Origin of the sequence: Flavobacterium saliperosum (assembly GCF_900100625.1) — a bacterium.
GTDB classification, from domain to species: Bacteria; Bacteroidota; Bacteroidia; order Flavobacteriales; family Flavobacteriaceae; genus Flavobacterium; species Flavobacterium saliperosum.
Window position 1 is genome coordinate 104,167 of the sequence record NZ_FMTY01000004.1, and the last position, 13,761, is coordinate 117,927.

General features: G+C 39.7%; 5 protein-coding genes. 2 read left to right on the forward strand and 3 right to left on the reverse strand.

All coding sequences use genetic code 11. The features are described from left to right. Position 1: 1 nt before the first annotated feature. From BLQ05_RS09080 to BLQ05_RS09090, 3 genes are all read right to left on the reverse strand, one after another. On the reverse strand, positions 2-1,654 hold the full coding sequence (locus tag BLQ05_RS09080) for a peptide MFS transporter (RefSeq protein WP_023575995.1): 1,653 nt from the start codon (positions 1,652-1,654) through the stop codon (positions 2-4). 69 nt (positions 1,655-1,723) lie between these two features. Further along, positions 1,724-3,415 (reverse strand): peptide MFS transporter, encoded by a 1,692-nt coding sequence (locus BLQ05_RS09085; RefSeq protein WP_023575996.1) that lies wholly within the window; start codon positions 3,413-3,415, stop codon positions 1,724-1,726. Between the two features lie 38 nt (positions 3,416-3,453). Beyond that, the gene (locus BLQ05_RS09090) at positions 3,454-5,625 is read right to left on the reverse strand and encodes a S9 family peptidase (protein WP_143000937.1); all 2,172 of its coding nucleotides are present in this window, start codon (positions 5,623-5,625) and stop codon (positions 3,454-3,456) included. A 231-nt stretch (positions 5,626-5,856) separates the two neighbouring features. Between BLQ05_RS09090 and BLQ05_RS09095 the strand changes: the two genes are divergently transcribed. Further along, on the forward strand, positions 5,857-12,381 hold the full coding sequence (locus BLQ05_RS09095) for a PAS domain S-box protein (protein WP_023575998.1): 6,525 nt from the start codon (positions 5,857-5,859) through the stop codon (positions 12,379-12,381). Positions 12,382-12,438: 57 nt separating this feature from the next. After that, a complete protein-coding gene (locus BLQ05_RS09100; protein ID WP_023575999.1) occupies positions 12,439-13,755 on the forward strand; it encodes a hydroxymethylglutaryl-CoA reductase, degradative in 1,317 nt (438 codons plus the stop codon). The last annotated feature ends 6 nt before the right edge of the window (positions 13,756-13,761 follow it).

Genomic DNA, 13,761 nt, shown 5'->3' on the forward strand with positions numbered 1-13,761 from the left:
CTTAGTTTATTCCTTTTTCTTTCATTACGGCATTTAATCTTTTCAGGATGGACAATCCTAACAACGTGGCAAACAATAACAATAAGCAGTTCACAATAAAGAAATTGGCTTTGTTTTCATAATCATACCACATGCTCGCCAATACCCCGGACAATTTATTTCCAATAGAAATTGACAGGAAGAATCCTCCCATCATTAACGCGGTTAAACGTGGCGGACTTAACTTGGATACGATTGACAATCCCATTGGGGACAGGCACAATTCACCAATTGTGATTACACCATATGTGCCTACCAACCAAAGTGGCGAAACTTTCACAGCGCCATTGCTACCGATATAAACCGCAGCCACCATGAACAAACAGGATAATGCAGAAATAAATAACCCTAAAACAATTTTTGAAGGCGTGGATGGCTCTTTTCCTTTTTTACGCAGGAACGCGAAGAAACCAACCACCAAAGGCGTTAATAGAATAATCCAACCCGGATTCACCGACTGGAACAGTTCCGTATTGATCAATGATACTTTTTGCTCCGGATTCTTTTCTAATTCGGCTCGCTGTTCATCTGAAACGTTGGTGAAATACACATCTTTTCCTTGTATTTTGACAGGCTCACCCGCCTCATTTTTTTCAGCCTGATACTGATGGTCGTATTTTTGAACTTCTTTGGTCTGGAAATCCTTCTGATCTACCAGATAGATAGCCGAAAGTGCTTTTTCTGTGGTTCCGGTTACCTGTCTGTCAGTATAATAATTCGCCCAACGTGTCAAGGCAGTACCATTTTGTTTGAAAACCGCCCAGAATAACATCCCGACCGCAAAAATCGCTAACAAAGCCCCAAGTGGACGTTTGTCTTCGTGATTGGCCTTAAGATATAAGCGAACATAGAAAATGATAATCGGGATACAGGCAAAAATAAACGCATCCGTGGAATCACTTTTAAAAATATTTCCCGGAATCATCCATCCCAGCGCACCACAAATAATGGCCGGTAAAAACACCACGCCCAGAATGCGTCCCAAACTAATATCGCCTTCCTGAACCGGTTTCATCACATTGGCACTCTCCAGATGTTTTCTTCCCATGGAGAAAATAACCAGTCCGATAAACATTCCGACTCCCGCAGTGATAAAAGCGGCACTCCATCCGTATTGATTGCGCATAAAAGCCGCAATGATATTACAAATGAAAGCCCCGATGTTAATACCCATGTAAAAGATGTTGTAACCGGCGTCTTTACTCGCTTTGTATTCCTCGGTGGAATAAAGGTTCCCCACCAAAGTGGAAATACTCGGTTTGAAAAACCCGTTACCTATGATAATCAGTGCCATGGACACGTAAAAAGCTGTGGTGTTATGGAAACCTAAGCCTATATAGCCTAATCCCATCAGAAAACCTCCTAAATAAATCGCTTTGAAATACCCCAAGACACGGTCGGCGAGATAGCCCCCTAAAAAAGGAGTCAAATAGGTTAATGCAATATACGTTCCGAAAATATCATCGGCGTATTTATCGGAAAATGCCAATCCTCCTGTTGCGGCAGGATCAATCATGTACAAAACAAAAATTCCGATAATCAAATAATAGCCAAAACGTTCCCACATTTCGGTAAAAAACAAAAACAGTAATCCTCTGGGGTGTTTATTCTTCATAGTACTAATATTAAAAAAGCCCGTAGTGGTTCCTACGGGCTTGAAAGATATAAAATATTTTTGAAATGCTTATTTTACGCCGTGCATCATTTTCTTAAGAATCGGAGTAATTAAGAATAAAATAATGGAAGCGATACCACACAATACCACGAATACCATGAAGAACTCGTATAAGTTGTGAATTTCAAATCCGGCGAAAACCGGGTTTTCTGCACTAATCTGGTTGTCGGACAACAATTTCAATTGTGCTTCTGTCGGAACGATTTTCTTATCCAACACATCCTGAAGGTTAATTCCTAACTCTTCTGCTTTTTTGAACTTATCTCCTGTTGCCGGTAAGATGGAACCTAACGTTCCTGATAAAGCGTACCCAGCTGCATTCGAAATAAAGAAAACACCGTAAGCCAAAGAAGCAAAACGTTTTGGAGCCAATTTCCCTACCAAGGATAATCCGATTGGAGACAAACACAATTCACCAAACGTTTGGATCAAATACAATAAGATCAACCAATAGATTGCTAATAACCCATTGTTCCCCAAATCTTTCACATTGTGAGCAATAATAAAATAACTGATTGCGATCAACATCAATCCCATTGCTTGTTTGAATGGCGATGTAGGTTCACTGTTGTTTGCTCTAAGTTTGTCCCATAACATACTGAAAGGTACGGCAAACATTACTACAAATAAACCATTGAAAATCTGCACCATGGAAGGCGGCATGTTCCAACCAAAGAAGTTTCTGTCTGTTTGGTTATCCGCAATGAACGTTAACGATGATCCTGCCTGTTCGAAAGCTGCCCAGAAGAAGATTACGAAAAACGATACGATATAAATAACCCAGATTCGTTGCGTTTCTATTTTTGTTAATGTTTTATCCGACAAGATTAATCCTGCCAAAGTGATCCCACTCGCGTAAATAATCGGATAAATAATGGTTTTCACCACGTTGTCCCCTTCCGTTAAGAAATGGAAAGCAGCGAATAACCCTAAGAAAGCAAGTACCGCCAATCCTAAAGACATTGGGGTAAAATGCGCTTTTTGAGACTCTCCTTCTTCGTAATCGCCCGTTTCATGACCTGATGGCATTCCACCGATTGGTTTTCCTTCCGGCGTAACCACATATTTGTTTTTAAGGAAATAGAACACTGCTGTTCCAATTAACATGGCTAAAGCGGCTGCCAAGAATCCCCATTTGAAAGCGTGTATGTCTCTGATTCCCCCGGAATCCTTAACGTCACCCACAAACGGACAGATGAACTGCCCCAAGAAAGCTCCGATGTTGATTCCCATATAGAAAATCGTGAAAGCGGTATCCAATTTTGTTTTTTCCTGTTTCGGATACAAGCTTCCCACCATACTGGAAATGTTTGGTTTGAAGAATCCGTTACCAAAAATAATGATTCCCAAAGCACTCCACATCAAAGTTGTCGCTAAAGATAAATTCGTTGAGAACACGCTGGCACTTGCAAAAAGCAACAACTGTCCAACAGCCATCATCATACCACCCAACATGATACAGTTACGGTTACCGAAGAAACGATCCGCAATGAAACCACCTAATAACGGCGTTAGATAACAAAGCCCCAAAAATCCACCATAAATCAAGGAAGCATCTGCCTCTTTCATCATTAATGAATTTACCAGGAATAAGGTTAGCAATGCGCGCATTCCATAAAAGTTGAAACGCTCCCACATCTCGGTTCCGAATAATACCCAAAGCCCTTTTGGATGTCCTTGTTTAACTGCTGTTTCGCTCATTTTATTGTTTTTGGTTTTAAAAAATTTATGGTTAGTTGTTATAGTTTCTCTTTAATGAAATTGGTCATTTTGGTGTACAACTGTAAACGTGTTTTGCCGCCATAGATTCCGTGGTTTTTGTCCGGATAGATGGCCCAGTCAAATTGTTTGTTCGCCTGTACCAAAGCTTCAATCATTTTCATGGTATTCTGAACGTGAACGTTATCATCGGAAGTTCCGTGAACCAAAAGGAAATTTCCTTTCAATTTACTCACGTGATTGATCGGCGAATTGTTATCGTAACCCCCTGCGTTTTCCTGCGGAGTCTGCATGTATCTTTCGGTATAAATACTGTCGTAATATCTCCAGCTGGTTACCGGTGCCACAGCAATGGCGGTTTTGAACACATCGGCTCCCTGAAAGATACAGTTGGAAGCCATGAAACCGCCGTAAGACCAACCAAAAATACCGATTCTTGATTTGTCCACATACTCATACGAACCGAATACTTTTGCAGCATCGATTTGGTCTTCCACTTCAAATTTCCCTAATTCTTTTTGCGTGCATTTTTTGAAATCGGCGCCTTTAAAACCGGTTCCGCGACCGTCAACACAAGCCACGATATACCCTTGTTGGGCCAACATCATAAACCAATAATCGTCGGAAGCATTCCAATCGTTATTCACCTGTTGGGAACCCGGACCGGAATACTGGTACATGAAAACCGGGTATTTTTTAGTAGCGTCAAAATCTTTTGGTTTGATCATCCAGGCGTTTAACTTGTGTCCTTTTTCGGTAGTCAATTCGAAGAATTCTTTTGAAGGCAAGTCGTATTTAGCCAATTTCGTTTCCAACGCCTCATTAGAAACGATGGTTTTTACCAATTTTCCAGATTTTGTCTCGTGTAAAGTATGCTTAGGAGCATTTTTCGCACTGGAATACGAATTGATGAAATATTGGAAATTCGGACTGAAAGTAGCACTGTTGGTTCCTGTTTGCGTGGTTAAACGTTTTTTAGCACTTCCGTTTAGTTTGATGCTGTACACATCACGGTTGATAGAACCGTTTTCTGTAGACTGGAAGAAAATAGTTCCCGATTTTTCATCAAAACCGTAATACGAAGTCACTTCCCATTTTCCTTTGGTAATTTGTTTTTTCAGTTTACCGTTTTTGTCGTAGTGGTAAATGTGGTTGAAACCGTCTTTCTCACTGGTCCAGATGAAACTGTTGTCTTTCAGGAATGTCAAATTATCGGTCACCTCTACGTATGCTTTGTCTTTTTCATTCAAAACCACTTTTGCGGCACCCGAATTACCGTCAACGAAAAGCAAATCCAAATTATCCTGATGGCGGTTCAACACCTGAGCGCTTAACGTATTTGGCTCGTTGGTCCACTCGATTCTGGCAATATAGAAATCGGTGTAGTTGTCTAAATTTATTTTTTTTGTTGCTCCCGATTTCACATCATAAATGTGCAATGAAACCACCGCATTTTTCTCGCCTGCTTTCGGATATTTGAAAACGTTTTGCGTTGGGTATAACCCTTGGTTGTACATGTCCATGGAGAATTCCGGAACCTCGGTTTCGTCAAAGCGGATGAAAGCCACCTTATCACTGGCACCGTTCCAATCGAAAGCACGAACGAAAGAGAATTCCTCTTCGTACACCCAGTCGGTAACCCCGTTAATGATAGCGTTTTTCTTTCCGTCTGTGGTGATTTGCGTATGCTTCTTTGCCGTTAAGTCATATACGTACAAATTGTTCTGATATGCATACCCTATTTTATTCCCGTCCGGAGAAAAGGTAGGTTCCTGCACTTTATAATCGGCTAACTTCACCAAAGATTTTGAAGCGATGTCGTAGATAAAATAATCGGCCACAAAAGAATGGCGGAAAATCTGTTCGGAATTATTCGCAATTAAGATTTTCTTTTCGTCTTTACTGAAAGTGTAACTGTCGATACCTTTTAATTCCTTGAAATTTTTAGAATCCAGCAACGTAGCCACTTTGTCCAATGTAGCAAAATCATACAAATCAATTTGAGATGATTTCGTGGCGCGGTCAAAATTAAGAACGGTGTACTGGTTGGTATTCTTCATGGCTTCCAAAGCAGTCATTCCCTTTGTTCTGAAAGCGCCTCCCCAAATTTCTTCAAGGGTGATTTTTTGTTGTGCAACTGCCGAAAATGAGGTTAAAACCAACAAAAACAAGCATTTAATACTATTTTTCATAAGATTGATGATAAAAAAACTCCCAATTTTAGTGAAAATTTATCAATTGACCGCAATTTAATTTGTTAAAAGGAAAAATCAGCGATTTTATCATTAGCCTAAATCGTCGATTATTTTCGTATTTAATCGATAAAAATTTAAAATACTTTAAAATAAAAAGGAAACTATCTGTTAAATCGTTAAATTTATTGTAATATTCTGTAACCAAACCAAAGACATTAACCTAACCCCATGATTAAAAAATTAGCGTTTTTTGCTTATCTCCTCTTTTTTTTCCAAAACGCTGTTGGACAAGTTTTTGATTATGAGATTCTTAATCAAAACAACGGGTTACCTTCCTCTTCCATTTTTTCAGTAATTCAGGACAGTCGGAATTTAATCTGGATTGGTACGGACGGTGCCGGTTTGGTACGTTATGACGGAGCCAATTTTGAAATCATAAACAAATCGGAAAGGGAAGAAGCTTTCTTTGTAACTGACATTGTTGAAGACAACAACAAAAACATCGTTGTAGCAACAAAATACAGCGGTTTATTGGTCTATAACGGACAGAAGTTCATTAAGGATTTTGATAAGTACAACACCAAAATAGCGGGAGCTTTTGTTCAAAAACTCTGGCAGACCTCCTCAGGCACGTATTGTTTTACGGACGCGGAAGTCTTTTTACTTAAAAACGACTATTCCATAGAAATCGTGGCCCGTTTTGAAACGGGATTTCCTGTTATCAATTCCATTTTTCAGATCAACGCTTCCGGCTTCCTGTTAGGGACAGGGGATGGCCTCTTAAAAATCGAAGGAAACAAAGTCACCCCTTTCGAAAGCGTCACTTTTTCAGGATACACGTGTATTGTTTCGAATACTGCCGATGAAGCTTATATCGGAAACCATAAGGGTGAACTTTTTAAAATCAGCCGGAAAATAAATTCGGATTTTGACATCAAACTGGAAAGCAAAATAACCCTGCCGGACAAAAAACCTTTTTTTATCAAGAAGATGCTGAAAGGGAGGAGCGGTTTTATCTGGATGGCCGGAGATAAAAAACAAGGTTTGGCCATGTACATGAAAGGCTACACCAGCTTTATCGATGAAAGTAACGGGTTTAGTGGAGAAAACACGCTTTGCATGTATCAGGACAAAAGCGGTGATTTGTACATTGGGACATATGGCACCGGTCTTTTCAGAAGCAGTTCCCAAACGTTCTACAGCTATAACAACGTTCCCGAACTGAAAACACCTTACATCTTCTCTCTCCTGACAACGGAAAAAGGACTCTATGCCGGAATTCTAAACAGTGGGATTTATTATTTTGAGGGCGATGAATACTATGAACTTCGTCTTAAGAAAAAATACAATGAGGCACTCAGTGCTTTCTGCTTTCTGAAAAACCACAAAAATGAAGTGCTGGCCGGAACCACAAAAGGGATTTTCAAAGTGACTCCCAACAATCTGATTCCAGCGGGAATAAACGCAAAACTGCCCAAAAACATCCGAATAAATGCCCTGAAGCAAGACCATAAAAATCGCTATTTTGCAGGTTCCACTTCGGGTTTGTACATTTTGGATGAAAACCTGAATCTTATTTCACACATTAACAAGATTGAAAAAGAAGCCTCTGTTCCCAACATAAATTGCCTTGAAAAAATTAACGAAAACCAATGGTATTTGGGGACAAACCTGGGACTCTTCATATTGACCGAAGTGGATAAAAATTCTTTTTCCGTTTCCGGAGCCCTTATCACCAAAACCATCAACACCTCTACAAAAGACAGTTTTGGTAATTTTTGGTTTGCGGGATCAAACGCACTCTACCTTGTTAAAGATAAAACCGTAAAGAAATACAACACTGAAGACGGCTTGAGTTCTACCTTAATTTTTACCCTCTCTTCAGACAAAAACGCCAATCTCTATGTGGGCACCAATCTGGGTATAGATAAAGTTACGGTAACAGCTGCCGGGAAAATCGTTAAAATTCATAATTACGATTCCGACAACGGTTTTGGCGGATTGGAAACCAATGCGAGAGCGGAAACCACAGACGAATACGGAAATCTGTTTTTTGGAACGGCAAACGGCCTTTTTAAGTATTTAACCAGATACATCCCAAAAAACACCGATACCCCCATCTTAAAGATAACCAATGTAGACGTTTTAAATCAGCCAATCAACTGGAGAGCTGCCGGAACATCCGAAAACAATTGGTTCAATGTTCCCTCCCAAAATCATATATTCAGCCCCGAACAGAATCACCTTACGTTTAAGTTCGGGGTGATTAACTTCAAAAACAGCAGTGAAGTGTATTATTCATACCTGCTCAAAGGCGTCGATGAAAATTGGTCGCTTCCCGACAAATTGAACGAAGTGACCTATTCCAATCTGAGTCACGGGAGTTATACTTTTCAGGTAAGGATTGTTGACAAACTCGGCAACATCATAAGTGCGCCTACTTCTTTTTCATTTAAAATAGACACTCCGTTTTATTACAGATGGTGGTTTCTTTTGCCGATTTTTTGCTTCATCGGATTGTTTTTGAAACTGATTTTTGACAAAGCATCCACTTACAACAAGGATTTTATAAAAAACTTTTCGGAAACGGAAGACGACAATAAAAGCATCCGGACCTTCTTTTTCTTTTTGGGCATCATCTTCCCGTTGACCGAAGTGATCAACCTGTATTTCATTAAACGGGAAAATTCCGAATTGCTGGTAAATCTTATTATCGGCATCATATTCATTTCCTTTTATGTGATTTCCAAAAAGTCCCGTTTTTTAAACAGACACCTGCGAAAAATATTCATTGCGATAATTTTACTGTACTCGTTTTATGTGATTTCAAAATTAGCCACACAGCCTTTCGAATTGATCACCTATACCGAGTTTCTGCTTATCTTGTTTTTCTCTTACAGCACCTTTAAAACTGAAAAGCAATATATAATATTCGTAATTGCCTTATTCGTTACTTTAATCATTCTGCTTCTGAATATCCAATCGGAAACGTATCAAATAATTACCTTGATAAACACGTCGTTAATCGTATTGGTCATTAATTACGCCCGACGAATCTCGAACTTAAACAACAACGACAAGGTTTTATTTTCCAACAGCATCATTAACAATTCCAACTCCTTAACCATTGCCACCGACAAACATGGAAACCTGACGTTTTGCGGAAAATCGATCGAAAAAATATTAGGATACACTCCAGAGGAAGTCATGGGTAAAAATTTCTGGATACTAACACAGGATATTGATTTTCAGGACATCGACTACAACACCATCTATGTTCCCGACTCGATTTATACCCGAAAATTGCGATGCAAAAACGGAGAATACAAGTACATCCAATGGACTGACCAAAAATATACCGACAATCTTTTCGTGGCTAACGGACAGGACATTACCGCAAAAATCATGGTCGAGGAACAATACCGAAACCTCGTCCAATATGCGTCAGATATCATTTTTGAAGTAGACAAATACGGTTATTTTACCTTTGTGAATCAATTTGCCGAAAAATCATTGGGCTATTCCATGGAACATTTTATCGGGAAACATTTCTCGAGTCTTATAAAAACGGAACATGCCAAAAAGATTGAAGAATACTATTTGAAACAAAGAGAAAATCAGTCGGATTTCGACATTATTGAATTCCCCATATTAAAAAGCAACGGAGAGGAAATGTGGGTTTCCCAGAAAGTCACCGTCAAAAAAGACGATTACGGAAGGACTATCGGATATTCTGCCATCGTTAGAGACATCACAAAACTAAAACGGATTGAACAGGAAGAAAGTTTTCGTTTGGAAAAAAATTTCCGCCTAAACCAGACCTTAAACGAACTGTCCACACTAAACTTTTTAACTTACGGAAATCAGGAAAAACTTATCGGACACATTTTAAAAGAAGCCACTTTGGCGCTTGACATTGACCGGGCAAGTTTGTGGAATAAAACCGAGGACGGACTTGAAGTGTTTTGTCTCTACATTAAAGATACCAATAGTTTTTCCAATGGAATTGCAATTACGAAATCGAAATTTCCGGTCTATTTTGATGCCATCGAGAACCAACCTTTTATTGTAGCCTCCGATGCACAGAATCATCCGCAAACAATCGAGTTCCGTGAAGTGTATTTCAAAAATTATGAAATCAAATCCTTACTCGATTTTCCCATTTACGTTTCGGGTGAGCTGAAAGGGGTTACTTGCTATGAAAACACTTCGGAAATAAGAAACTGGTCTACCGATGAAATCAATTTTGCGCGTACCGTTTCCGACATTATTGCTCTGGCCATCGAAACGCTGAAAAGAAAAACGGCGGAAGAACTTATCATTTATAAAAGTGAGATCCTGTCCTCAATAGCCAAAACCACCGAGAAACTTTTAAAAAGCAACAGCCTGAATGAGATTTTTCAGGAATCCATGGGTTATATCGGTGAAGCCACCAAAGTAGACCGACTGTACTATTTTGAAAATGACCCTGCAACAAATCTCTTGAGTCAGCGTCTGGAATGGACCAGCAAGGAGGAACTGAAAGAAATCGACAATCCGGATCTGCAGAACATCCCTCATGATTTGTATCCCGAATTCATGAACGTTCTTCTTCAAAACAAACCCTACCAAACCATGGTAAAAGAGATTAATGAAGGTAATTTCAAAGCAATCTTACAGGAGCAAAACATATTGTCCATTCTGATTTTACCGATATTCATCAAACAGACCTTTCACGGTTTTATTGGATTTGACGATTGTACATCCGAAAGAATTTGGGGATCCGATGAAATCAATATTCTTCAGACCTTCACCAACAACATCGCTTCGACCATTGAGCGTATCAACAGCGAAAGAACCATTAAAGAAAGTGAGGAAAAATTCCGCTTGCTTGCTAACAATATCCCTGCGACAGTATACCTTGTAAAATACAACCCCGAGCGAACCAAAGTATTCTTAAACGATGAAATCGAAAAACTGACCGGATACTCCAAAGAAGATTTCTTTGACGGTAAAATTTCACTGAAAGATTTGTACCATCCGGAAGAAAAAGAACAGGTAACACGTGAAATCGAAAAAGCAATTCTAAACGGAATCCCATTCCATATTTCCTGCCGTCTGGTTAAGAAAAACGGGGATATCGTATGGATTGAAGAATACGGAGAAGCCATTACGGCAGAAAACGAAATTTCATATATTGAAGGAGTAGTGATTGAAACCACAGAGCGCAGAAAAATGCAGGACGCCATTAAGGAAAAAGAAATTGCGCAGGCAGCAAACAAAGCCAAAACCCAGTTTCTGGCCAATATGAGTCACGAAATCCGGACGCCTTTAAACGGCATTATCGGGTTTAGCAACCTGTTACTGAAGTCCCAATTGTCTTCCGTACAGGAACAATACATCGTAACCGTGAATCAATCGGCGGATGCGTTGCTTGAAATTGTAAACGATATTCTGGATCTTTCAAAAATCGAAGCGGGAAAACTAGAACTGTACATCACGAAATCCAACCTGCATGAAATTGTGAATCAGGTAATAGACATGGTTAAATATTCGGCCCATGAAAAACGTCTCGACTTAATCATTAACATCGATGAAAATATTCCATGCCTGATTTGGGTAGATGAAATCCGACTGAAACAAATCCTGATTAATCTCTTGTCTAATGCCATCAAATTCACACAGGAAGGCGAAATAGAACTGGAAATAAAATACGAACCCACGACCGATAATCGTGCCAACATGAAATTTCTGGTAAAAGATACCGGAATTGGAATACGTCCGGAAAACCGGGAAAAGATATTTGAGGCGTTTTCGCAGGAAGACAATTCCACCACTCGAAAATACGGCGGGACCGGTTTAGGAATTCCTATTTCGGAAAGCCTGTTACGACTAATGAACAGTAAACTTGAAATCGAAGACCGTTCAACCGGAGGCACCATCTTTTTCTTCACGCTGGAGTTGGAAGCACGACCATGCGGAACCTTAAAAGAACTGGAAAACAATAAAATAGAAAAAATTCTTTTAATTGATGATAGCGTTAGTAATACCGCAGTCATTCAACGAATGATGCACTACTATAACATCCTGACTGTAATCAATAAAAAGTATCAAAACGCAAACAAATATATTGATGCCGTTGACTTATTTTTAGCCGATTATGAGCTGATTGGCAAAGAAGGTCTGGTTGAACTGGCAAAATTTGACAAACCCATTATCCTGATGCAGAACTCCAATGCCAGCGAAATCGTCTATCCTGAAAATGCGGTGGTAAAACCAATTGTAAAACCAGTGAAAATTCATGTTCTACAAAGCACCCTAAATGAAATAAACAACAAGAAAGTCACTGCAAAAGAAGTCGTTAGCGATAAGGATTTCGATGCCGTTACAATCAGTCCCGCTTTTAAAGTACTGATTGTTGAAGACAATAAAATCAACATGCTGCTTTCTAAAACCCTGGTTAAGAAAATCATACCGAACGCCATCATTTCAGAAGCGGCGAACGGAATCGAAGCGGTGGAACAATTTGATATCCACCATCCGGAAATCATATTGATGGACATACAAATGCCCCTGATGAACGGCTATGAGGCGACCAAAAAAATTCGTGAAAAAGACACCAATTGTATTATTATCGCCCTAACCGCAGGAATAATAGAAGGTGAAGAAGAAATGTGCAAAAATATAGGAATGAATGATTATATCACAAAACCTATCGACAAAAGCGTTTTGGAAAATACCCTGTTAAAATGGTCGAAAAACAGTAAAAGCTAAATTTTTAAATTTCCGAAAACGTATCTTTGCACTCAAATTTAGTACAACAAAAGTAAAATGACGAAAGCGGTAAGCGGATTTTCGAAATTATCGAAAGAAGAAAAAATAAATTGGATTGCAGACACCCACTTTTCCAATCCGGATGAAGCAATAAAAACCATAAAAAAATACTGGAATTCGGATGCCGAGTTACAAAAACTGCACGATGAATTCATTGAAAACACCATTACCAATTTTTACCTGCCATTGGGTGTTGCGCCCAATTTTTTAATCAACGGCAAGAATTATACGATTCCCATGGCCATTGAGGAAAGTTCCGTAGTGGCAGCCGCATCCAAAGCAGCCAAGTTCTGGTCCAATCGGGGCGGATTTAAAGCAACGGTACTCAGTTCCGAAAAAATCGGACAGGTTCATTTTATGTTCAACGGAAAAAAAGAAACCTTAGAACAGTTTTTTGAAAACGTAAAACCTAAATTTTTCAGTGCTACCCAAAGCATTACCAAGAACATGCAAAAACGTGGTGGCGGCATTTTGGATATCGAACTCCGGGATAAAACTACGGAACTGGAAAATTACTATCAGCTGCATGCCACATTTGAAACCAAAGACAGCATGGGAGCGAATTTTATTAATTCCTGTCTGGAACAATTCGCCAAAACATTAAAAGAAGAAGCGTTACAGTTTCAATCCTTTTCCGAGGAAGAAAAAAACATCCAGGTGGTGATGAGCATTTTGTCCAATTATGTGCCCAATTGCATCGTTCGCGTGGAAGTATCCTGCCCGATTTCGGATTTAAAGGAAGACAAGCACATTTCACAAGAAGAATTTGCCGAAAAATTCGTTCGTGCGGTAAAAATTGCCGAAGTAGAGCCTTTCCGTGCAGTTACCCACAACAAAGGCATCATGAATGGCATTGACGCGGTGGTTTTGGCTACTGGGAATGATTTCAGGGCAGTGGAAGCGGGTGTTCACGCCTATGCAGCAAGAAACGGCAAATATTCCAGCCTTTCCCACGCCACGGCAGAAAACGACATTTTCACTTTTTGGATGGAAATCCCATTAGCCTTAGGAACTGTTGGCGGACTTACCAATTTGCATCCACTGGTAAAAATGGCTATGGAAATGTTGGGTAACCCATCGGCACACGAATTAATGCAGATTGTAGCGGTGGCCGGATTGGCTCAGAATTTCGCGGCCCTGCGTTCCCTGACCACAACCGGAATTCAACAAGGGCACATGAAAATGCACCTAATGAATATCCTGAACCAATTTAATGCAACAGAACAGGAACGCAAGCAAGTAGTAAGCCATTTCGAGAAAAACACGGTTTCGCATTCGGCTGTAGTGGATTATCTGGAAGCCTTAAGAAAATAAAAAGCC